The following is a 23312-nucleotide window of genomic DNA, read 5'->3' on the forward strand; positions in this document are numbered from 1 at the left end:
TAACAGACCTCGGAAAATTATAGGCTATAAAACTCCTCAAGAAATTATGGATTATGAACTAAAAAATGTAGCTTAGTATCAAACAAAAAAAAGCAACGTTTGTTGCGTTAGAACATTGAATGCAGCACTATTAATGAGTAATTTCGACCTCGAATATTTTTTCTTTAAGTTACCGATTTATACTAAAGTAGATGTCACCGAAGACAATTGGGACGATTTTTTGACCTTATTAAATCTTGGACGTGGAAATACCAGAGATATAACAATCGAGGGATACAATCCATTTCGTAAGACTAACACAACTTATTCAACTTGGGGCTGTATAAATGAAAGCATAGATTATTATACCAAATACGGTGGAGTTGATAAAATTCAAATTAAATGTAAAAGGTTTGAGGACATAATAAACTTCTTTATTTACTATGATGTAAGAAATCAAAAAGTTATGAAAGTCGGTCAGTTTCCATCAATTGCGGATTTTCACATTTTTGAATTAAAAAAATACAGAAAAATACTTTCAGAGGAAAAGTTAAAGGAATTTAGCAAAGGAATTGGACTTGCCGCAAATGGTGTTGGAATTGGTTCATTTGTTTACTTAAGAAGAATATTTGAAAACCAGATTTGGGAATCTTTCGAAAAAAACAAAACGGAAATCGGAATACCTGAAAATGATTTTCAAATAAAAAGAATGGATGACAAAATTGCAATACTGTCAGCTCATCTTCCACCATTTCTCGTTAAGAATAAATCTTTATACTCAATCATAAGTTTAGGAATACACGAGCTTTCAGAAAAAGATTGTTTAGATTATTTCGATGCAATTAGACTTGGAATTGAAATTATTCTTGACCAAAAATTAGAAGAGTTAAAAAAAGTGGAAAAAGAAAAACTCGGAGAAATAAAAATAGCTGAATTACATAGAAAAATTAGCAAACCAAAAAAATAACTATTGCCAACAATGTATAACCGCAATTACGGCGGATTCGACTACGTCCGAATCCACTCGGAATTGCTAAAGTCTGTGCTAAACCGAAAATAATCGCTAATTTAACCCGTAACTGACGGTTATACGAGACCGTTGCCAGTAATAAAACCAAAATGAAACCAAGAGAATTAATTACAACAAATATAGTTGAATATCTTTCTGACCCTCTATCTGAAATCGGATTTAAATTTTTAAAAAGTTCTTTATCATTTAAAAGAAAAAAAGGTGACTTTGAACAAAAAATTAATTTCCAACTTAACAGATACAATCAAGAAAATGTAAATGCGGAATTTTGGGCTTTACTTGGTGTTGAATCAAGAACATATAGCAAATGGTTTGAAAAAGAATATGGAATAAAACCTGTCAATAATTCTTTAGCAGGAGTTTCGTGTTGGAATATCCCTAATTGGAAACAAGTCATAATTAATAATCAAGAACAATTACATTTTGAATTAATTAATGAAAAAGAACGTAATAACGTAATGACAACACTCAAAGAAAATATCCTTAACATAGGAATTCCTTACTTGAATGATTTATCTAATTGGGAAAGGTCAGCGAATCGAATAATTGAAAAAGAATTAGGAGGTAGACATTCTGTTGCTTGCGACTTCTTTTTAATTGAAAACAATAAAGAAAAAGCACTTTGGGCTTTGGAAAAAGGTTTAGAATATTGGACTAAATATCCTCAAGCCTCATTTTCTAATGATAAGAAAGAAATTAGTTTACGTTTGAAAAAACACTTTAACAAATAAAAATTACTACTGGCAACAACGTATATAATCCATTGCTAATGAGAGCCTACTTACGAAAATCCTCGCGGATTTTCTATTCGGTTTTTATTTGCTAAATTACGTGCTAAACCACGCAACGTATCATATACAAAACCGTTGTACGTAATTTTGACCAAACCCAGAACTTAATGAATAAACCTCTAATTTTATTATTTCTATTTTCTCTATTCTATTCGTGTCAAGAAAAATCTTTCAATTACAAAATACTTCAATACGAGGGAACTGACAGCTTGAATACTAAAGTTGTGAAAAAGGTTAAGTTTAATTCAGATAGCTTGGTCATTTACGAGGAATATAGAGGTTATAAATCTGATAATGCAAATAGTACATCCGATGTGAATACAACCTATATTTACAAAGATACCTTGCTGACAAAAACTATAAAGTATCGTCCTAATCTCAAAGGTGTTTGTTGCGACAGTTCAAAAATGGAATTTTTCTACAATAACAAAAACTTATTGGAAAAAAGAATTGCTTACGATTACAGACGAATATTAAAAAAAGGTATGCCATTTAAGGACAACTTAACCTCTGACGACTTTGAAAAGGAACGTCAATGGAAATTGAGTTCGGAAACTTTTTACTCATACGATAATCTTGGTCGAAAAATAGAATATAATGCACCTGAAAAACATTGGAGCAGTCAAAACAGATATGTTTGGACTTATGACAATCAAAATAGAATCAAAGAAGAGAAATCTTTTGACCAAGAGAGACTTATTTGGACTAAATTCTATGAATATCAAAAAAACAGTTATAAATATACTATGACTTGGTACGATTATGAGGGAAATCCAAGACACCTAAAAGATAAAAGCAAAAGCTGGGAATATAGACCTCAAAAAATCTGTGAGTATAAGCTTAACGATAATGGACAAGAATTAGAAGAATTAGCAACGACAGAAACAGGAGAATTTATTAGCAAATTAATAACCGAATACGACATAAAAAATCGAATTGCTAAAACGACTAAATATCTTGAAAAGGACAAACCGATTATGACTCACATTTATGTGTATGAATAAAAAAACTACGTACAACAATGTATAAAATTAATTGCCTGGTTCTAGCTTACTTACGAAAATCCTCGCGGATTTTCTATTCGGTTTTTATTTGCTAAATTAGTTGCTTAAACCACGCAACTAATCTTATACGAGACCGTTAGCTTTAATGCTCGAGCAAGTTTGCGGTTTGAAAAAAAGCTTGGTTTATTTTTCGATTTTTTTTTAGAATTTTAAGGTAGATAAATCAGAAAAACTGTGTGCGGAATTTCAAAAATTTCGGAATTATCACTCAAATGTGGAATGAAAAACTATATCGGAATTGCTCACTCAAACTTTGAATTGAATTACGCTTGACTTTTTAGCTTGTTTACGCAATCGGAACTGGAAAAACAACACTGGAATTGCGCACTCAAACCTGAATTAAAAAAACGGTCGGAATTTGAGCAAGTTTGCGGAATGAATTAAACGTAGAAATTAAAGAAACCTGAATAAAAAGCTGACCGAAAAAACAAAAAACGGAATGAATTATAAAAGCACTAAAAGCTAACAACGGCTATAATTCATTACGGCGGAATTTCCTCGCGGAAATTCCATACATTTTTGCTATCTTTCGGTCAACGTCGGAAAAATGGTCGCCCATTTTTCCGTAACGAAATCATAGCCAAAACCGTTAGCAGTCAGGTAAAAAACAGAACGTAAATGAATAAACCAAAGGAAGAAAATAAAGTCTGGACTTTCATTAAAAAAATATGGAAAGATTCTGTCTGGAGTAAACTTATATCAACTGGACTGATTTTACTTATTGCTACCATATGGACTAGTTATAGCAACTATTCTATTAAAGATATTTACGACTTTTTTTTAAATGGACTGACTTATAAAACACCTGTTTTTGTTTTTCTATCTCTGATTGGAATATACTTTCTAATAAAATTAATAATTAGATTATTTAGAAAAAAAACTGACCCAATTTGGGATGAACAAGTTGGAAATTATAAATTCAAAGAACTTTATGAGATTTTAAGAAACCAAAATTATCCTGTTGGAACAGTTGGAATGGGATATTCTGGTAGAAAACCACCACAAGAAGATTTATTGAGTTTATTCCATACTTATTCACCGATACTTAATAGAGGAATTGACTTGGATAGTAATTTAGATGATGGTGGATATTTATATGGAGTTTTAGCACCAAAACTTGTTGGATATGGACTTGTAAACAAACTTGAATCAAAAAACCTAGAAATTAATGTAATGGACATAAAATATGAGACTTCAGAAGTTGGACATAAATTCTTTGCATTACTTGAAAAGACAATCCATTTGAATAAAAAAAAGAAGTAAAACCCGAACTGCTAACACCGTGTATAATTCATTGCTAGTTATAGCCTACTTACGAAAGTCCTCGCGGACTTTCTATCTGTGATTTATTTGCTAATTTAGTTGCTTAAACACGCAACGAAATCATACACAAACACGTTGGCATTAATATAAACCTACCATCAAACTAATGGAAAACGAATTTGCAAAAGTAATGTCCGAAAGGACAAATGAGGAATTAATAAAGATTGTAACAGTAGAAAGAGGAAGTTATAATCCGACTGCAATTGAAGCAGCAGATGCAGAAGTTGAAAAACGAAATATTGACACATCGGAATTTGAAAAAATTCGAGAAAAAGCAACTGCGGAAAAAGAACAAAAAGAAAAAGTTGACTCAAATGTTGTTGGTTCAGGAATTCGATTTGTGAATTTTCTAATTGATTTTATTGTTTGGTTAGTTTTAGCATTTATAATAAGTTTTATAATCGGACTTTTTGTTCAACCAACTGACCAAGGAATGATATCACTTATTGGCTACATCTTGATTTTTGGAACATTTATAGCTTATTATGCTGTAATGGAAATTAAATTCCAAAAGACAGTTGGAAAGTTTGTGACAAAAACAAAAGTTGTGAAAATGAACGGAGAAAAACCGACTGACGGAGATATAATAACTCGGACTTTTTGCCGACTAATTCCATTTGACCGTCTTTCGTTTCTGTTTGTGAAAAACGGAATTCACGACTTTTTATCTAAAACTAAAGTTGTTAAAGATAATGTGGAATAAAATACTAATGCCAACAATGTATAACCGCAATTACGGCGGATTCGACTACGTCCGAATCCACTCGGAATTGCTAAGGCTAGTGTTTAATCCGAAAATAATCGCTAATTTAACCCGCAACTGACGGTTATACGAGACCGTTGGGCGTAATTTAAAACGAACTAAAGTACAACAACAAATGCCGTACTTCATTGAAAATCTAACAGAATTGAATGTTGATGAAATTATCAATATTGGAAAGAATTTGATAGTCAGGTCTGCTACATTAGAAGAGCAGAATAAAATTAAGTCGCTTGTATCGAGGTTTGGATATACACCTGGACAAGAAGTGTTTTTTTTTCGCTATCATGAAACAAAAGTAATTGATAGATTAGATAGTGGTGGAGTAAAAATGAAGTCCAGAAAACCAGAGGACTTCAGATATTTCGTTTTGGACGAAACAAAAAGTACTGGTAAATATATTCAATCATATGCAAAAGCATTTCTTTTAACTGAGAAAGAATATTTTATTCCATTTGGATTTCATAAAATGACTAATCCTTTGGGTTCAACTTCTATTAAATATTCTTTCGAATCAGAATTAAGCTCACATTCATATTATTACGATAAAAATCAAATTGATTATGATTCAAAAACGCCTATAGACTTACCTAAAGACTTAACTAAAGATGATGTATTTCAAATAGAAAAAAACTTACAATTATTAGATGATTTTGACAAAATAAAAGAAGATTTTGTATATATTAATAAATCTCTTGAAGACTTTTTCAAGTTAACAGAAATTTCAAATTATTCTTCATTTAAAATAGTTAGCTATATAGCATGTTTTGAATCTTTACTAGTCAATAATGATTTTGATAAATTAAAATCTATAAGGATACAATTGGAAACTAAGTTAGACCTCTTAAATAACCAATTAGAAAAACCAATTATTATTGCAGATTACATGAAAGGTCCAGATACTTTAACCTTAGGTAAAGTTGTTGGTTTCGCATATAATTATAGAAATTTTATAGCTCATGGCGATTTTGTAGATTTTGAGAAAAAACTACAAATATTTCAAAAGGTTTCAAAGAATGAAATTCTTTTGTTTCTGAGAAGTGTATTGAAAAAAGTAATTATTTATTCACTATTGAATCCTCAACTAATATCTGATTTAAAAAAATGTTAAAAAAACTACGCCCAACACCGTATATAATTTATTGCTGGTTCTAGCCTACTTACGAAAATCCTCGCGGATTTTCTATTCGGTTTTTATTTGCTAAATTAGGTGCTTAAACCACGCAACAAACCATATACAAACACGTTGGCAACAATATGAACGAAGAACTATTTTCAAAAATTGAATCTTTTCAAAATCTACTGATTGACTTTGCTACTGGAGGAGATTGGAATGAAGAAATATATTCTAAAACAAGAAAAGAATTACTCGCCAATGAAATTATCTCAAGAGAAGTTCCTGACTTCATAAAAACTACAAGAACTGCTGAACAATTTTGGCATTTCATAAAACAAGTTAGCTCTAACTATGCAGGTAGAAGAATGTTTTTATGGGATTCGTTTTCTGAACTTCTTAATATTGCAGAAAAGAATACATCAACACCTGGAGAAAATTCTATTTCTGAAAAATTGAAAAGTATCAATGAAATTTATATAAAACAAGAATGGGATAAAGCTTTAAAAAGAAAAACTACAGACCCAGAAGGAGCAATAACAACAAGTAGAACATTAATAGAAACAGTTTGTAAACATATCTTAGAAAATAAAAAAATTGAATATTCTGATAATTTAGATTTACCAAAATTATATAAATTAACAGCTAAACAATTGAATTTAGCACCAGACCAACATACTGAAAAAATTTTTAAACAAATATTAAACGGTTGTCAATCTGTGGTGGAAGGGTTAGGAGGAATTAGGAATAAATTAAGTGATTCTCACGGAAAAGGAATAGCAAAGACTAAACCGAGTGAAAGACACGCTGAATTAGCCGTAAATTTAGCTGGAGCAATGACACTTTTTTTATTTGAGAGTTCTAAAAAATAAATACTGTTGCCAACAACGTATATAATTTATTGCTAGTTCTAGCCTACTTACGAAAATCCTCTCGGATTTTCTATTCGGTTTGTATTTGCTAAATTAGGTGCTTAAACACGCAACAAACCATATACAACAACGTTGGCAAACATTTAAACGAAACGAAAACTGAATGGGAATATTTGACAAACTTTTTGGAACGAAAAAGAAAGTTGCTGAAAATAACGAGAATCCTAATAACACCAAATTGGTTGGTTTATTAGAAAAATATGGTAAGAACCAAAGTCAAGAGAATTATCAAAAAGCGTTCAATGAAATTATGGAAGGCAACGCTATGTTAGTTTTACCTTCTGTAAATGACGGAGAGCCAAAAGATAATTGGACTACTTTACAAAAAGATTCTACCTTAAAATTAACTTCAGTTTTTGACCAAGATGGACTTAAAGTTTTGGGAGCATTTACTTCACCAGAAAAACTTGTTGAATGGACTAAAAAAGAAACTGAATATACTGCAATGAAATCAAAAGACGTGATTGACTTTTGTCAAGCACACGGAATTGATAGAATTGTTATAGACACTGATATGCCGACAATGTTTGTACTTGAGCGAAACAGAGAAAATATTCAAACGGAAACAATTCAAGAAGAAACGCAAGTTACAGTTGGAACACCAATGAAACCGATTTCAGGAAACTTATTGAAAAAATTTCAATCTAATTTTTCAAAAGTAAGTGTAATTAAAGAAGTTTATCATTATGCAATGGTAAGAAATAATGAAAGCATTTTAATGCTTGGATTTGTACTCGATACTTATTCAGACAATTCAAGAGCAGCTTGTATTGGAACAGTTCAAAATTCAATGGAAGGAGAGAAACTGGAATTACCTCTTGAAATGTTTATGTTGAATGACGAAGGTTGGTTACAAACCGTAAAAGGAATTGAAAACTCACTGATTTATAAAAAATAAAAACGATTTGCCAACAATGGCTATAAGTAATTGCTTGTTCTCGCCTACTTCTGAAAATCCTCGCGGATTTTCAGTTTGGTGTGTACTTGCAAAGTTAAGTGCTAACCCACGCAACTACTCATAGCCGAGACCGTTGTGCATAATTTTGAAGAATGACCATAGATAGCAATTCACATTTTCGATTTCCACCAAAAAAACTGAAACCTGAACAGGTTATAGTTTTCAATGCAATTACATATAGTGTTGATATTTGTGAAATAACATACGACCGACTATACAACGAATTGATAAAATTCAGCGAAAATCCGAGTAGCACAAATGAGAACTATCCAAAAATTTTTGCAGACGTTTGGACCATAATCAGTAATGCAACAATTTTTATGAATTTAATTACTCGACACTTTGATTTAGGGACTGAAGAGCCAATGCTGTCTGAATTGAGTAAAGCAAAAAAACTTCGGAATTCATATCAACACATAGACGAACGAATTTCTGAAGTCCTAACATTAAATGATTTGCCAATGTATGGTTCTCTATCTTGGATGCGTAATATTCCGAATTCAAATAAATTTCAACAGTTTATGTTGTATTCAGGAGTTTTTACAAATCATACACAAAGTGTTGGCGGACAGATGATATCACCAACGATGGAAATTGGAATTGACGAGATTGATGAGATAATATTTGAGTCAATTACAAAACAAGGTCGGAACTTTCCAAAGGTTACTATTTCAATCAAAAAACTGATTTCTGACATACGAAGTTGGATTGAGCACTTTGAAAAACAAATAAATGAACAGTTGGATTCTCACGGCAAAATGGAGCGACATAACACGAACTTGTTTTTCCAAATAGATGGACATCGTGAATAAAAAACTATGCACAACAACGTGTATAATTAATTGCTTTGGTCGTTGATTCCTTGGAAAATTCCTTCGGAATTTTCTCGCGTTCGTTTTTGTTTACTAAATTAGTTGCTGAAACACGCAACTAACCATACACAAAACCGTTGTGCATAATCCCCAATCAGAAACGTGAAAAAAATATTCATCTTGACTTTACTATCTTTTTTCGGTTGTAAAAACGAACCGATTTGCACTGTGAATCAAAATAACGCTGGAAAACAAATATATAATTTGGACGAAGCGACTTGTTTCATTGCGTTAAAACTGAATAAGAAAAAATCGGACTTGAATTGGATTCGTGGTGCTCTGGTTGCGGAAGAAAACTATATGAATAAAATCGGACTGATTTCCGAAAACCCGAATACAGAAAGCAAATCGGAATCGAATGCAGAAATGGATATTAATGAAATGGTAAAATATGCTCTGAATGAGGAGAAAATTGACTTAACAAAAGAAGAATTAATGGAAATCTATGATACCGAAGTAGAATATTTAATGTTTATCGGAGTTGTGGACGAATAAAAAAACTATGCACAACAATGTATAACCGCAATTACGGCGGATTCGACTTCGTCCGAATCCACTCGGAATTGCTAAGGCTAGTGTTTAATCCGAAATAATTCGCTAACTTTCCCGTAAAAGACGGTTATACGAAGCCGTTGTATGCCATTTGACCAAACCAAGAACAATCAATCAATAGAATAATATATGTCCAATTTTAAATTACTTTTTTCTGATTATTTTGAAATTGACGAATCAACTTTGGAAAATTATGGTGCTTTAAATATTTGCTTAAGTTCCGACTTACCAATGTTTATTGACCCTTTTTTATTATTTGCTTCTGAAAAACAACAATATAAAGAATTACACAAAAAAGTAGTTGAACATTTACTAATTCTAAAAGAGTATGCTACTGAAAATAATGGATTAGGTGTAGACATAAACTTATTCAAGTTTCCCGAAATTAAACAAAATTGGTTAGGATTGTCAAAATATGGCAATGGCGGAAAGGGTTTAGGTAAAAAATTTGCAAATGGAGCTATAACTGCTTTTAATGGATTCTACAGTAATTTTGGCGAAGAAGAAATAACAGCTGAAACACATATAGAAAAATTGACTCTTGTTAATTCTGGAGTCGGAAAAGACTTTATAAGTGATTTTACTACTAATTTAATACAAGAATATCTTCTTGAATACACCGAAAATTTTGCGAAAAAATATTTGACAGAAAACCAAACAAAAAACTTTTCAGTAAGATGTCGTTTTGATAAAAAAACAAAATTATGGCAACCTCGAACTTTTAAATTACCATATTTTTTTAGAGAAAAAGGTGGTGATTTTATAATTCTAACACCTTTAGATATTTTAACCGTAGATGATGCTGTAATCAACAATTCTGACTTTTATTCAAGTTTTAACAACGTAACTCGGTCTTTAGAAAACTCATCTTTACGTTCAGCTATTAATGAATTTTTCAGGTCTCACTTACCTCGAAAACCAAAAAAGAAAGACAAAGAATACGCCTTCTTAAAAACGATTAGAAAATTTCCCGAATTAATAGATTTTTATATAAAACTAAAAGAAGATAAAAAGCACGAAGTAAGTTCTGCTTCTTTGTCGCAGATTAAAGAGTTAAAAGAAAAATTAGTAGATGCTCTTACGCCATTATGCGAATTATTAAATAAGAATAGTGATTTTTACGAATTACAATCTAATAGCTATGATGAATCTTTAAAAAGAGCTTTATATCTCAAAGATGTTATAGAAAACAATGATGGTTATCGGATTTTTTACGATGGACACAAGCCTATAGCAAAAGAAGATACTATACAAAGAATATTTAGATTGACTTGGTATGCTTCACCATATGATGTCAATGCAGAAGTTAATAATGGTCGTGGACCAGCCGATTACAAGGTGTCTTTTGGAAGTGGAGATTCGACAATTATCGAGTTCAAATTAGCAAAATCGTCCTCGTTAAAAAGAAATTTGGAAAATCAAACAGACATTTATAAAGCTGCATCAAAATCAGCAAGTGATATTTCAGTAGTTTTATGCTATACAGCATCGGATATTAGAAAAGTCAACAAAATTTTAAAAGAAATTGATAAAGAGAATCACGAGAATATAATAATAATTGACGCTACAAGAAAAGCGTCAGCATCAAAAGCATAAGCAACTGATTAACAAAAAAATGAACAAAAAAAACGGCATACAACAACGTGTATAATTAATTGCTTTGGTCGTTGCCTACTTGGAAAATTCCTTCGGAATTTTCTCGCGTTCGTTTTTGTTTACTAAATTAGTTGCTTAAACACGCAACTAACCATACACAAAACCGTTGTAGCTAATTTAAGAAAGAGAGTGCTAAATGAATAACACTCTCATTTTTAATCATATTGAATCTTCAATTGTCTTAATTGGAATGAACATCTTTCCTGTTCCTGGAATTAAAATAAAACCATATTTGTAATAGAACTTTTCAGCTTTAGAGTCAATTGGGTCAACTACTACTGCTAATGTTCCAAGGTTTTTAGATATTTGAACGCACCTATTAAGTGCATCTAATAAAATTAATTCGCCAAATCCATTTCCTTTATATTTCTCATCAATAGCCAATCTACCTAGCAGAATTGTAGGTAAGTCTTGATAGGACTTTGGTAATTTTTTAGAAATACTAATTGGAAAATCGCCTCTACTTATCGAGTTAGCTGACAAAGTATAATAGCCTAATACTAAATGACTTTGTTCATTTTCTAACACAAAACAAGCCGATAAGTCTCTTTTTATATCTTGTTTTGCTTGTTTTTGTATATAATTATCCAGCATCGAATAACCACAACTGAAGGACTTTTTGTCGTGATTACTTTCTAGCGTCGTTATTTTTAAATCCATTTGTCTCTTTAAATTTTTTATAATTTAATTGAGCTCTTTTCAGTCTCTCGTTAGGAGAAGGTGGATTCAATATTGCATTTAAGAATATTTTCTTGTCTTCTAAAGTCTTGACAATAAGATTATTGTCTTTAACAATATTATTAGCTTCAGTATTAATACAGTAAACTACAAATTCGGACAAGTTCTTAAATCCACGCAACTCTGACGCATACTTTACAAACTCTTTCTGTTCCTTGCTGATACGAACATCAATTCTATCTTTTGATACGGTTGACATAATACTCTTTCTTTGTCTTAATTTGCTTTGACTTACTTTCTTTGTCTTAATTTGCTTTGACTTACTTTCTTTGTCTTAATTGCTTTGACTTACTTTCTTTGTCTTAATTGCTCTGACTTACTTTTCTTTGTCTTAATTGCTCTGACTTACTTTTCTTTGTCTTAATTGCTCTGACTTACTTTTCTTTGTCTTAATTGCTCTGACTTACTTTTCTTTGTCTTAATTGCTCTGACTTACTTTTCTTTGTCGTAATAATGTAATCAGCATTACAAATGTACGTGTTTTTACCGTACAAAAAAAATAAATTTGAAAAAAAGTAAAAAAACTAGCTACAACACCGTGTATAATTCATTGCTAGTTCTTGCCTACTTACGAAAGTCCTCGCGGACTTTCTATCTGTTAATTATTTGCTAACTTTAGTGCTGAAACACGCAACTAACCATACACAAAACCGTTGTGCATAATTTAACCCAAGAAACGTGAAAAAAATATTAATCTTGACTTTACTCTCATTTTTCGGTTGTAAAAACGAACCAATATGTACTGTTAATGAAAACAACGCTGGAAAAGAAATATATGATTTGGACGAGGCGACTTGTTTCATTGCATTAAAGCTGAATAAGAAAAAATCTGATTTGAATTTGATTCGTGACGCTCTACTTGCGGAAATGAATTATATGGAGAAAACAGGACTGACTTCTGACATTCCAAATCCTGAAAGCGAACCTGAATCGAATGCCGAACTAGATATTAACCAAATGGTGGAATACGCTCTGAATGAAGAGAAAGTTGACCTGACTAAAGAGGAATTATTAGAAATCTATGATACCGAAATTGAATATTTAATGTTTATCGGAGTCGTAGATGAGTAAAAAAACTATGCACAACAATGTATAACCGCAATTACGGCGGATTCGACTACGTCCGAATCCACTCGGAATTGCTAAAGTCTGTGACAAACCGAAAAGTCTGTGTATATTAACCCGTAACTGACGGTTATACGAGACCGTTGTAAGCAAGCCAAAAAATGAACTGCAAGAATTTAATATTTGGACTTTTAATTGGAATTATATTTAGCTGTTCATCACAGAGAAACCTTAATACCACAAATCCTGAATATTTAAAAACAGGTTGGTATTTTGTGAACGATGGCGGAAGTGGAATTATCAAAAAACTTGACAACTCTAATAAAAAAATAAGTGTGAATCCAAAGCCAATAGTAACTGTTGAAAATATTGAGAAATTATCAATTTATGAAACGGAAAGTGGCGAATTCGGAATGTATATTGTACTTGACGAATTGGGTCTTGAAAAAATGAATTCTGCAAGTAAAAAAGCTTTGAACGGAAATTCATATTTAGGACTTATAATAGACAATAAATTAATCTATATGCCGAAAGTAGTTGGCGAAATTGAGGACAAATACACAGCGCTGAATAGAGGAAATATATCTGAAAGGAGATTAAAGAAACTAAAAGAAAAAATTGAAACTGAAATTAATAAATTGTGACTGAAAAAGGCCAGCTTACAACAATGTATAACCGCAATTACGGCGGATTCGACTACGTCCGAATCCACTCGGAATTGCTAACGTCAGTGCTAAACCGAAAAATTTGCGTACTTTAACCCGTAACTGACGGTTATACGAGACCGTTAGCGGTAATTTAAACCCAAATCTGAATGAGACAACAAATAACAGTTGACAAAGCAATAAAAAGAGGACATTTAATAGTGAATATCCCTGTATTTATTGCAATTATTGGCTGTCCAGCTTTGGCTCTATACTTATCAGAACAGAATTTAATTCCTGGTTGGGGAATTGGAATAGCTTTTTTAATAGGGTTTGTTTTAGCTTGGCTAATTTGGAGTTTTATGATTACCAAATGGAGAATTTGGGCATTTGAGAATGTACGAAACGTTCACGAATTAAAGAAAAGAGCAATCCAAGAAAAATTGATTTGGAACGACGGAAATATTTTCGAAAAAACGGAAATCAGGAATAGCGAGGATAAAAGTAAACTTAAACAACTTGAAAAGAAATTCGAGCAAGAAGATGAATACCGAGAAGATTACTCTCTTCCACCTAAAATGGAAATTCATTTTTCGAAAATTTACAATTTTGCCGAATTAGGAGTTTCAATTTTAATAGCTATTGGTGGAGTTTACTTTTTCTTTCAAGGAACTACAATGAATTATATTTTGGGAGTTATATTAACAGGTGTTGGAATTTATAACTCAATAAAACAATCTCAAAAAGCATTCAATAACGAACCACAAATAATAATTAACTCGAAAGGAATACAAACTAATAGCGTAGAATTTAAGAATTGGTCGAATATAGAAAATGAAGAGGTTATTCAGGAAGGTTATGGAAAATCAGCTAAATCTTACCTGTCTTATTTCTACGATGACGCCGAGTTTGAAAAAATAGAAATTGATTCTCTGAATGTAACACACAGAGAATTAGAAAATATTATAAGAACATACAGAATACGAAATAATAAAAACTACCGCTAACAATGTATAAAATTAATTGCTTGGTTCTAGCCTACTTACGAAAATCCTCGCGGATTTTCTATTAGGTTTTTATTTGCTAAATTAGTTGCTTAAACCACGCAACTAATCTTATACGAAACCGTTAGCTGTAATAACTCAGCGCAGTTTCTAAACTTGAATTTTAAGCGCACAAGTAAAGCGTTTTAAGCCGAACTGAACGCAAAAAAACTCACTCGAATTCTGAAATTAAAACGTTGGAATGACAAACACAACGCACGAATTTTTCACTCAACTCTGGAAACCTACTCAATCGGAATTTCTTACTCGAAATCTGAATTTTATAACGCTGGAATTTTTAACTCGTTTGCGCAATCGGAAATATAAACAGAAAAGAAACGCGTGAATGTCTCACGCAGTCGGAATTTTAAAACGGACTTACACTCTACTTTTATAAATCGGAACTGGAATTTAAAACAAAAAAACGCACTCAAATAATTACAAAACCAAAATTACTACAGCTAACAATGCGTATAGTTAATAGCTGCTAAAAGCTTACTCACGAAAATTCCTCTGGAATTTTCTCTGGTTCGGTTAATTTTTGCTATTTTAGTTGCTTAAACGTCGCAACTAACCATACACTGAGACGTTGGCTGTAATAACTCAGCGCAAGAAAAGCACGAATATTTCGCAATCAAAACCCGAAATTTTATGCGGAATATTCTCTTAATCACTTACTCGAAATCTGAAATTAATAACGCTGGATTGACAATCACATCGCAGGAATTTATCACTCAACTCTGGAATCTCACTCAGTCGGAATTCTTACTCGAAATCTGAATTGAATTACGCACGATTTTTTAGCTCGTTTGCGGAATTGAACTGTGAAATCAACGCGTGAATTACTCACTCAATCGGAATTGTTAACTCTTAATCTGTACTTGAATTTAAATACCAACTTACTACAGCCAACAATGCGTATAGTTAATTGCTGTAAAAAGCTTACTCACGAAAATTCCTCTGGAATTTTCTCGCGTTCGTGATTTTTTTGCTATTTTAGTTGCTTAAACATCGCAACTAAACCATACACGCGCACGTTGTGTGTAATTACTGAAAATCGATATGCATAAAATAGAAGATTTTAAAATTGAATCTGAAATACTTAAAGAAAATTGGAATTCTATTTCAAAATCTTACGTACGAATCAATAAAGAAGCCGAATTATATAGAAACAACATAAAATCCCCTAATGAATTATACGGCTCTTTTTTTAAATTTTTAGATGCAGCTGATGTATTAATGGAAGAATGGGAAAATTTATACCCAGTTTTTGTTCTCGAACCAATAAAAAAAGAAGTACTTGATTTTTTTAAAAAAATCCATTTAAGAGAATTTGATAAATTGAATTCCATTGAAGAAAAGATAAAATTGTATAGCATAGCCTATTACATATATGGCACAGAATTTTACATGTTTGTTGAACCAGACGCAAACATATATCCTAATTTAAAATATGATATCACAGGTAGAATAGAAATAAGTCCAAAAAGTAATGGGCTTAAATTAGAAGAAATTTTCGAGAAAATATGGGAACATGTAGGTCTTACTGATTTTGATGGAACTCTATTGTATAGTGAAGGAGAAAAAAATGATAATCAATTTTTTCAAGAGTTTTTATCAGAATGTTGGTTAGAAGCAAAAAAAATTACTGGTTCAAATGCTCTTGGCTTTTTAGAAGAAGCTACAAGTGCTTGTGATAGTTATTTATTGGATGAGAGGCTTAATATAAATGACTATCAAAGTTTTTATGACAATCTAAATTTTAATCATTAATAACTACACACAACACTGTGTATAATTCATTGCTAGTAAAGGCTTACTTACGAAAATTCCGCTGGAATTTTCTATCTGTTATTATTTGCTAACTTTAGTGCTTAAACACGCAACGAAATCATACACTAGACCGTTGGCTGTAATAACTCAGCGCAAGAAAAGCACGAATATTTCGCAATCAAAACCCGAAATTTTATGCGGAATATTCTCTTAATCACTTACTCGAAATCTGAAATTAATAACGCTGGATTGACAATCACATCGCAGGAATTTATCACTCAACTCTGGAATCTCACTCAGTCGGAATTCTTACTCGAAATCTGAATTGAATTACGCACGATTTTTTAGCTCGTTTGCGGAATTGAACTGTGAAATCAACGCGTGAATTACTCACTCAATCGGAATTGTTCACTCATAATCTGAACTTGAATTTAAATACCAACTTACTACAGCCAACAATGCGTATAGTTAATTGCTGCAAAAAGCTTACTCACGAAAATTCCTCTGGAATTTTCTCGCGTTCGTGATTTTTTTGCTATTTTAGTTGCTTAAACGTCGCAACTAAACCATACACGCGCACGTTAGGCACAATGCGTGAGCAAGTTTGCAAATAATTAGAGAAAAATTAACTTACTGTTAACATTAATTACGGTAAAACTGTAATTACGAACAATTATATTTCTTTAATTTTCATAAAAATTAAATCTCAATGAAAAAACTACTTTTATCACTTACAATTCTGTTAACACTGAGTTGTTGCAAAACTGACGACGACGACAACGCAACACTACCAGAGGCAACACAAACTGGTGCAGGGATATTTGCCTGTAAAGTAAATGGACAAAGCTTTATAGACACCAGTGGTAGTTATTTTAATTGCTATTACCAATATATAAGCGGAGAATATTATTTTGGGATTAGTGGTTCTGACACTGTAGAATCTTTAATTAGTGTTACTATTGGTACTTATAATAAAGAAATCTTTGAGAATGAAACTTTTCTGTTAATAGAGAATATTAGTGGCAACGCATGGGCTGGGAGTAGCTTTAATCCAAATAGTTCATCTCAAGAATTTTCGACAACAAATTCACAATATTCAGGAGAACTCACAATAACCAAATTAGATTTCACAAACAATATAGTATCTGGCACGTTTTGGTTTGATGTTGAGAATCCATATACAGGAGAAACCGTTGAAATACGAGAAGGGCGTTTCGATACTTTATTTACACAATAATTAAAACCGTTTTGCTGGCACAAAACGGTTAATTATAAAGCTAAACATTAAAAAATAATGTCTAACAAAAAATCAATTACAAAATTATGAAAAAAATTACGATTTCTGTTTTCTTTGTATTTATAGCTATAATGCTACATGCACAAACCGAAGTTAACACCAATTGGAAAGACCAAATTAATCCCATATTTGAAGGTTTGAACAAAAATAATGTTCCAAATGCCATCTTATTAGATTACGCAATGGAATTTACCAATGTTCCAGCCTATAATGGAACTATAACAGACAGTACTTATATAGATGCAAATGTACTTGGTAATATTTACAAAACTCTATTTATGGGTAAGGTAACTACTAGTACACAGTATTTTACTAAACTAGAAGATATTGCTAGTAATTGGGTAACGCAACGTCAAAACTACAACCAAACCGAACAAAGCACTATAGTGCTAGCGGGTTTATTTTACAAATATTCGCAACTAGACACAAATGCTTTAAGCAATAATAAAATTACAGTTAGTGATAACAAATATTACGATAAGTATACTAATAGTGTTTGGCAAAACCCTTATTTAGAAAACAAAACAATAGCTTTTGCATCGCCAGTAAACACATATAATAAATTAAATTTTGGTGTTATACTTCCTCAAAACTTGTTATTAAGTAATAGTTCTAATAGCATTCAAAATATCCAAGTCAACTTTAATGACGGTAGTGGTTATCAGTCTTTAAATATAGACCAAAAAGTATTCACTAACTATAAACAAAACGGAACTTATGATTGGTTGTTTAAAACTACTTTAACTGATGGTAGTATTTTGTATTCAATAGCAAAAATTAAAGTAAATGCACCCGAAAATAATTCTATTATTACGTCTAAAACAACAAACTACGATACAGATGTGGTTATAAATGGCCCTAGTTCATCATTTCCATCATGGTTAAATGGCGCTGTTTTACGTATAGATTATGCATCTTCTCATAATGGGCAATTAACTAAACCTTTTATTGTTGCAGAAGGTTTTGATACTGGTAGTATTTTAACACCTGAAATTGAGGGTGGAGACATAACGCTTTATGGAGAAAATAATTTTCTTCAAAGTTTAGAAAATTCAGGCCCAGAATTATTAGACCTTTTAGATGGCTCAAACCAAGAATATGACATCGTTTATATAGATTGGCAAAATGGAACAAATAGCATACAGCATAATAGTGAAGTACTTAAGAATGTTATAAATTGGGTAAACACCAATAAAGTGGGTAGCGAACCCAACGTATTGCTAGGTCAAAGTATGGGCGGTGTTATTGGGCGTTACACATTAGCCAATATGGAAACAGATGGAGAAACCCATGATGTACGCTTATTTGTAGCACACGACTCGCCAATGCAAGGTGCAAATACACCATTGAGTTTACAATACTTCTCTCGACATGCGTATGACCAATATACATCTGCCCCAGTTTTGTATGGCTTAGCAGAAATTGTGATTCCTACGATATTAAATCTTGTAGAAATAATGAGTCTAGGTCACATAAATATTGCTTTTCCTTCTGTTTCAGATATTTTAACTTTACAAGACACACCAGCAGCAATGCAAATGAATTATCATTATGTTGATTCCAATAGTTCCCCAACCATGGATATACATAATGCTTGGCAACAAGAATTTGAAGGAGTAGGCTACCCAACACAATCACGTAATATTGCCATTAGTAATGGTAACGAATGCGCTGTTGACCACGGGTTTAACCCTAAAGCAAAATTTATAGACCTGCATGACACGCATAATCCTGGTTTCTGGGGAGATTTAATTCATTTAATAGTAACACCTTTAGCTGGTCAAGCTACTACTGATTTAGAATTGACATTTTTGGGATTATTACCAGGTTCAAGTGAATATTTCTTTGACTTTGACTTATATGCTAATCCAGATGTAAATGAGTCTAATAGACAAGTGTATTGGGGTAAAATGAGATATGAGAAAAAATTACTTTGGTTAGTATCTATTTCTCATACCATTACTGAACGCTCTAAAAATGCGCCAAGCGGTTATCTACCATTTGACACCTATTCTGGTGGTTATTATGATTTTGTAGATAAAATATCTTTCGATTTTGAAGACTATATACCCTCTGGCACAGTTGTTAATTCAAGATATGGTTTTATCCCTGTTGTAAGTGCTTTAGATATTAAACGCAATAATACAGAAGTAAATCCCGAAGATTATCTTAAAAATTATTCTGGTGGTCATACCCCTGATACAGCTTTAACAAGTGGCTTTAATAACTTCATTGTTGATTTTAAGCCTAACGTGCCAACTAATAATGAACATATTTCTTTTCAATCAAGAAACGGTAACTGGTTGGCTAATGAACTGGAAGAAGCAACTAACTTAATAGATGACTGTTCTGACTTTTGTTCAAATGTAGAATTATTTGGAGAAGATAATCTATGTGATTCAGGCACCTATTCCGTAACAGATGAAGCAACTTATATATATTGGACTGTTGCAGACCCAAATAATTTAGTTTCATTTATTATTAACGGTAATGAAATTACATTAAATCAATCAGAGTTAAATAATAATGGGTCAATTACATTAACTGCTACTTATGGTAATCCAACATGTGGATATGTTACAATCTCTAAAGATATTGAAGTTGGTATTCCTGACTCAATAAGTAATGCTCTAATAACAGGTAATTCTTCTATTTGTGACTCACAATCATATACTTATACTATTAGTGGAGTAAACCACCCTTGTGTTACATCAATTAACTGGAGTGTATCTCCAAATTTAAATATAATTGCTCAAAACTCTACAAGTGTAACCATAAATCGCAATACAACTACCACACAATATGCAGGTCTTATTTCTGCTAGTATTACAAATAGTGATATTGTAATTGAAAAAGGTATTTGGGTTGGTGTTCCTAGTAGCGACGGCTTATCTATTCAGAAAATTGGTGTTTATGATTTAACTGTTGGTACTTGGACAAAATTATATGCTCAATATATTCCAATACTTTACCAAGCTAATGACCCTCTAAATATAACCTATGAATGGCAAATACCTAATAGTGCCATTAGAAACTATGATGATACAGCTTACAAGGATGTTATGCCGAATACTTCAGGTCAACTAAATATAGGTGTTAGAGCGGTTTGTGATTGCGGTAATGGCGAATGGCAATATCAACTTTTTGACGTTCTCGGTAATGGTGGTGGAAATGAATTAATTCGCAATTGATAAAAAAAGCACTGTGCCCTAACACTGTGTATAGTTAATTGCTTTTACTACCTACTTGTGAATATTCCTTCGGAATATTCACGGGTTCGTAAAAGTTTACTAAATTAGTAGCTAAACCACGCAACTAACCATACACAAACACGTTAGCAGTTATTTTGAACCAAATTATGTCAGAAAAAAAATATCCTATTGAATATACGAATGAGGAAATTATCGAAAAGATAAATTCTCAATCAAAGTATTTAATGAAGAAAGATTTGACACCAGCAGCTGCAGCGAAATATTCTGGACGAATTACAATCGGATTAACAGAATTACAAAACCGAAAACAAAACGAGCTCAATAATCTGATTGGTGGACTTAATAAAGAAATAAATTTATTAAGTAAAATAACAACTCACTTTTCTGATAAACAATTAACCTCACTTGGAGGACTTGACAGTTCTTTAGAAACTTTAAATTCCGAAGTTTCATCGTTAACTGGTAGTTCCCAACAACAAGAATTTAGACTTGATTTTCTCGGAGAACTTATACACAAGCTTAACGAAGAAATAGTGTTATTCAGAACGGCATCTGAACGCAATGCGGTTTCGGCAACGAAAAACACAAGAATTTCAATTGGACTTGTAGTATTTTCAACATTAATATCTGGAATTGCTTTATTTTTCGCTCTGAAAGATTATGAAGGAGACAAAGTTTGGGAACAAAATCAAATAAATGCGTTGACGGAATTAAATGAAAGTATAAAATCATTAGAGAAAAGTAATTTAGCAAAATCGAAAAGTCAAGACAGTTTATTAATTGAATTGAAAAAAATAAAAACATCGGAATAAAAACAACTGCTAACAATGTATAACCGCAATTACGGCGGATTCGACTAAGTCCGAATCCACTCGGAATTGCTAACGCCAGTGCTAAACCGAAAAATTTGCGTACTTTAACCCGTAACTGACGGTTATACGAGACCGTTGTGCGTAAGTTGAGAAAAACTGAACTCTGAATGAAAAATAGGTTTCTGAAAATAATAAAACGGATTTTAATAACGGTTTTGATTCTTTTCGTCGTTGTGTTGATATCAAACGAAATCGTTTATAGAACTTCAATTCCTGAAAACTTTGCGGAATCAAATTGGAACGGAAAATGGAATAGTTCTGAATACGCACTCGTCAGCGGAAAAGTCTTGACGACAATTCCTGAAAATAATAATGCGGAATTTAAAAGCGAAACCCTTATTTACTATAATCTTTGGAGTCTTTATAAACCTGGACAAAATAAAATCGTGGAATTATCAGGTAACTTTTCGAAATCTGATGTTAATGGAAATAATATTGGACAAAAAAGACGACCGAATGAAAGTAATGAATCTAATCGCAGATTTTTTAAAGCTAAAATGTCAATTGGAAAAGGACAATTTATTGAATATAACGGAATGAAAGACAATGACGGAATTGAAATTAGTGGTGATTATGATTCTAGCTTTCCAAAGGACAAAGGAACATTTGAATTAAATAAAAAATAAAACCTACGCACAACAACGTGTATAGCTCATTGCGGCTGAATTCCTAATCGGAATTCATTGCAATTTGCTATCTTCGTTCTACGGCGGAAAAGTCCGTTGGACATTTTCCGCAACGAGCCATACACAAAACCGTTGCCAACAATATGATAAAACGCAGAAATAATAACAAACGAAGTCGATTTTCGATTTTAATTCCAATCCTGACAATACTCGGAATTGGAATTATTGCTGTGTTAACTTCTGGCTACGAAAAAAGCTGGACGTTTAATTGGAACGGAATTGAAAGTAACATCAAGGATTCAATTAGTGTTTATAAATATCAATCAATTTCGAGCGGAATTGGAGGAAATGGAAGAGCAATGCCTGAAGAAATTGAAAGTCGAAAATGGATTATGAAAAACGCAACTGAATCTGAACTTCTAAAACTGACGGAATTTCCAAATGGTAATATTAAAGCAATCGCTTACGAGGGATTATTAAGAAAAAAGAATTTTAAGAATAAAACCGAACTGATTTCAAGTGCGATTAATGACACGATTTATTCTGTTTATTATCAATCTGGCTGTTTAGGAAATGAATTGAAAGTTGGCGAATATTTGGTTCAAAATGTTTTAATGATTGACGACCGAATTCCACCTTTTCGACCTGAATTGATAACTGATTTTGGACTTTCGGAATTGGAAAAAGAAAAAATTCTGACTGAATTTCATAATCGGAAAAAATAAAATACTGTTGGCAACACCGTGTATAATTAATTGCTAGGTCACTGCCGACTTACGAAAATTCCGCTGGAATTTTCTATCTGTGATTTGTTTACTAACTTAGTTGCTTAACCACGCAACTAACCATACACAAACACGTTGTGCAACATTAGAAAAAAACTAGCTCTATTCAATAACTTAACGCAACAAATCTAAAATTATAGATTTGTTATAATGAAAGTAAAAAAGCATAGACGACTTACCCTAAAAGAAAGAATCCAAATTGAGACTCTTTTAAACGAAAATAGAT

The 23312-nt window shown here is 31.9% G+C and carries 22 protein-coding genes; 20 read left to right on the forward strand and 2 right to left on the reverse strand.

Going from position 1 to position 23312, the window contains the following annotated elements; translation table 11 throughout:
* Positions 1 to 115 precede the first annotated feature (115 nt).
* From GN138_RS15575 to GN138_RS15625, 11 genes are all read left to right on the forward strand, one after another.
* Positions 116 to 946: a hypothetical protein gene (locus GN138_RS15575; protein ID WP_157364924.1), complete on the forward strand. Its 831-nt coding sequence runs from the start codon at positions 116 to 118 to the stop codon at positions 944 to 946.
* A gap of 152 nt (positions 947 to 1098) precedes the next feature.
* Positions 1099 to 1740 carry a DUF4304 domain-containing protein gene (locus GN138_RS15580; protein WP_157364925.1) on the forward strand — a complete coding sequence of 214 codons (642 nt, stop codon included), beginning with the start codon at positions 1099 to 1101 and terminating at the stop codon, positions 1738 to 1740.
* Positions 1741 to 1907: 167 nt separating this feature from the next.
* Positions 1908 to 2804: a hypothetical protein gene (locus GN138_RS15585; protein ID WP_157364926.1), complete on the forward strand. Its 897-nt coding sequence runs from the start codon at positions 1908 to 1910 to the stop codon at positions 2802 to 2804.
* 678 nt (positions 2805 to 3482) lie between these two features.
* Entirely contained in the window at positions 3483 to 4127 is a 645-nt protein-coding gene (locus tag GN138_RS15590; protein WP_157364927.1) for a hypothetical protein, read from the forward strand.
* A gap of 166 nt (positions 4128 to 4293) precedes the next feature.
* Positions 4294 to 4890 carry an RDD family protein gene (locus GN138_RS15595; RefSeq protein ID WP_157364928.1) on the forward strand — a complete coding sequence of 199 codons (597 nt, stop codon included), beginning with the start codon at positions 4294 to 4296 and terminating at the stop codon, positions 4888 to 4890.
* Between the two features lie 175 nt (positions 4891 to 5065).
* Positions 5066 to 6058, forward strand: coding sequence for a hypothetical protein (locus GN138_RS15600; RefSeq protein WP_157364929.1), 993 nt, complete (start codon positions 5066 to 5068; stop codon positions 6056 to 6058).
* Positions 6059 to 6204: 146 nt separating this feature from the next.
* Entirely contained in the window at positions 6205 to 6933 is a 729-nt protein-coding gene (locus GN138_RS15605; protein ID WP_157364930.1) for an abortive infection family protein, read from the forward strand.
* A 163-nt stretch (positions 6934 to 7096) separates the two neighbouring features.
* On the forward strand, positions 7097 to 7891 hold the full coding sequence (locus tag GN138_RS15610; protein WP_157364931.1) for an SseB family protein: 795 nt from the start codon (positions 7097 to 7099) through the stop codon (positions 7889 to 7891).
* A gap of 152 nt (positions 7892 to 8043) precedes the next feature.
* A complete protein-coding gene (locus GN138_RS15615) occupies positions 8044 to 8763 on the forward strand; it encodes a hypothetical protein (RefSeq protein WP_157364932.1) in 720 nt (239 codons plus the stop codon).
* A gap of 162 nt (positions 8764 to 8925) precedes the next feature.
* Entirely contained in the window at positions 8926 to 9318 is a 393-nt protein-coding gene (locus GN138_RS15620) for a hypothetical protein (protein WP_317162767.1), read from the forward strand.
* Positions 9319 to 9504: 186 nt separating this feature from the next.
* Positions 9505 to 10971: a hypothetical protein gene (locus tag GN138_RS15625; protein WP_157364933.1), complete on the forward strand. Its 1467-nt coding sequence runs from the start codon at positions 9505 to 9507 to the stop codon at positions 10969 to 10971.
* A gap of 219 nt (positions 10972 to 11190) precedes the next feature.
* Here the strand turns inward: GN138_RS15625 and GN138_RS15630 are convergent, their stop codons facing one another.
* Together GN138_RS15630 and GN138_RS15635 are read right to left on the reverse strand one after the other, a co-directional pair.
* A complete protein-coding gene (locus GN138_RS15630; RefSeq protein WP_157364934.1) occupies positions 11191 to 11691 on the reverse strand; it encodes a GNAT family N-acetyltransferase in 501 nt (166 codons plus the stop codon).
* Positions 11660 to 11968: a type II toxin-antitoxin system TacA family antitoxin gene (locus GN138_RS15635; protein ID WP_157364935.1), complete on the reverse strand. Its 309-nt coding sequence runs from the start codon at positions 11966 to 11968 to the stop codon at positions 11660 to 11662. Before GN138_RS15635 ends, GN138_RS15630 begins: the two co-directional genes overlap by 32 nt.
* A 479-nt stretch (positions 11969 to 12447) precedes the next feature.
* On the opposite strand from GN138_RS15635, the gene GN138_RS15640 reads away from it, so the two are divergent.
* From GN138_RS15640 to GN138_RS15680, 9 genes are all read left to right on the forward strand, one after another.
* Complete coding sequence (locus tag GN138_RS15640) at positions 12448 to 12840, forward strand: hypothetical protein (protein WP_317162768.1); 393 nt, start codon at positions 12448 to 12450, stop codon at positions 12838 to 12840.
* 155 nt (positions 12841 to 12995) lie between these two features.
* The gene (locus GN138_RS15645; protein WP_157364936.1) at positions 12996 to 13478 is read left to right on the forward strand and encodes a hypothetical protein; all 483 of its coding nucleotides are present in this window, start codon (positions 12996 to 12998) and stop codon (positions 13476 to 13478) included.
* A 170-nt stretch (positions 13479 to 13648) separates the two neighbouring features.
* Complete coding sequence (locus GN138_RS15650; protein ID WP_157364937.1) at positions 13649 to 14485, forward strand: hypothetical protein; 837 nt, start codon at positions 13649 to 13651, stop codon at positions 14483 to 14485.
* Positions 14486 to 15583: 1098 nt separating this feature from the next.
* Positions 15584 to 16294 (forward strand): hypothetical protein, encoded by a 711-nt coding sequence (locus GN138_RS15655; protein WP_157364938.1) that lies wholly within the window; start codon positions 15584 to 15586, stop codon positions 16292 to 16294.
* Positions 16295 to 17003: 709 nt separating this feature from the next.
* Positions 17004 to 17531 (forward strand): DUF6252 family protein, encoded by a 528-nt coding sequence (locus GN138_RS15660; protein ID WP_157364939.1) that lies wholly within the window; start codon positions 17004 to 17006, stop codon positions 17529 to 17531.
* An 86-nt stretch (positions 17532 to 17617) separates the two neighbouring features.
* Positions 17618 to 20782, forward strand: a complete 3165-nt coding sequence (locus GN138_RS15665) for a hypothetical protein (protein WP_157364940.1) — start codon at positions 17618 to 17620, stop codon at positions 20780 to 20782.
* Positions 20783 to 20949: 167 nt separating this feature from the next.
* Positions 20950 to 21615 carry a hypothetical protein gene (locus GN138_RS15670; RefSeq protein WP_157364941.1) on the forward strand — a complete coding sequence of 222 codons (666 nt, stop codon included), beginning with the start codon at positions 20950 to 20952 and terminating at the stop codon, positions 21613 to 21615.
* Between the two features lie 215 nt (positions 21616 to 21830).
* The gene (locus GN138_RS15675) at positions 21831 to 22301 is read left to right on the forward strand and encodes a hypothetical protein (RefSeq protein WP_157364942.1); all 471 of its coding nucleotides are present in this window, start codon (positions 21831 to 21833) and stop codon (positions 22299 to 22301) included.
* A gap of 143 nt (positions 22302 to 22444) precedes the next feature.
* Positions 22445 to 23026: a hypothetical protein gene (locus GN138_RS15680; protein WP_157364943.1), complete on the forward strand. Its 582-nt coding sequence runs from the start codon at positions 22445 to 22447 to the stop codon at positions 23024 to 23026.
* Positions 23027 to 23312 lie beyond the last annotated feature (286 nt).

The organism is Winogradskyella endarachnes, assembly GCF_009741275.1.
Lineage (GTDB): Bacteria > Bacteroidota > Bacteroidia > Flavobacteriales > Flavobacteriaceae > Winogradskyella > Winogradskyella endarachnes.

Bases quoted from the DNA above. Each gene is read 5' to 3' on its own strand.
- GN138_RS15580 (WP_157364925.1), top strand. From the start codon at position 1,099: ATGAAACCAAGAGAATTAATTACAACAAATATAGTTGAATATCTTTCT.
- GN138_RS15585 (WP_157364926.1), top strand. From the start codon at position 1,908: ATGAATAAACCTCTAATTTTATTATTTCTATTTTCTCTATTCTATTCG.
- GN138_RS15590 (WP_157364927.1), top strand. From the start codon at position 3,483: ATGAATAAACCAAAGGAAGAAAATAAAGTCTGGACTTTCATTAAAAAA.
- GN138_RS15595 (WP_157364928.1), top strand. From the start codon at position 4,294: ATGGAAAACGAATTTGCAAAAGTAATGTCCGAAAGGACAAATGAGGAA.
- GN138_RS15600 (WP_157364929.1), top strand. From the start codon at position 5,066: ATGCCGTACTTCATTGAAAATCTAACAGAATTGAATGTTGATGAAATT.
- GN138_RS15605 (WP_157364930.1), top strand. From the start codon at position 6,205: ATGAACGAAGAACTATTTTCAAAAATTGAATCTTTTCAAAATCTACTG.
- GN138_RS15610 (WP_157364931.1), top strand. From the start codon at position 7,097: ATGGGAATATTTGACAAACTTTTTGGAACGAAAAAGAAAGTTGCTGAA.
- GN138_RS15615 (WP_157364932.1), top strand. From the start codon at position 8,044: ATGACCATAGATAGCAATTCACATTTTCGATTTCCACCAAAAAAACTG.
- GN138_RS15625 (WP_157364933.1), top strand. From the start codon at position 9,505: ATGTCCAATTTTAAATTACTTTTTTCTGATTATTTTGAAATTGACGAA.
- GN138_RS15630 (WP_157364934.1), bottom strand. From the start codon at position 11,691: ATGGATTTAAAAATAACGACGCTAGAAAGTAATCACGACAAAAAGTCC.
- GN138_RS15635 (WP_157364935.1), bottom strand. From the start codon at position 11,968: ATGTCAACCGTATCAAAAGATAGAATTGATGTTCGTATCAGCAAGGAA.
- GN138_RS15645 (WP_157364936.1), top strand. From the start codon at position 12,996: ATGAACTGCAAGAATTTAATATTTGGACTTTTAATTGGAATTATATTT.
- GN138_RS15650 (WP_157364937.1), top strand. From the start codon at position 13,649: ATGAGACAACAAATAACAGTTGACAAAGCAATAAAAAGAGGACATTTA.
- GN138_RS15655 (WP_157364938.1), top strand. From the start codon at position 15,584: ATGCATAAAATAGAAGATTTTAAAATTGAATCTGAAATACTTAAAGAA.
- GN138_RS15660 (WP_157364939.1), top strand. From the start codon at position 17,004: ATGAAAAAACTACTTTTATCACTTACAATTCTGTTAACACTGAGTTGT.
- GN138_RS15665 (WP_157364940.1), top strand. From the start codon at position 17,618: ATGAAAAAAATTACGATTTCTGTTTTCTTTGTATTTATAGCTATAATG.
- GN138_RS15670 (WP_157364941.1), top strand. From the start codon at position 20,950: ATGTCAGAAAAAAAATATCCTATTGAATATACGAATGAGGAAATTATC.
- GN138_RS15680 (WP_157364943.1), top strand. From the start codon at position 22,445: ATGATAAAACGCAGAAATAATAACAAACGAAGTCGATTTTCGATTTTA.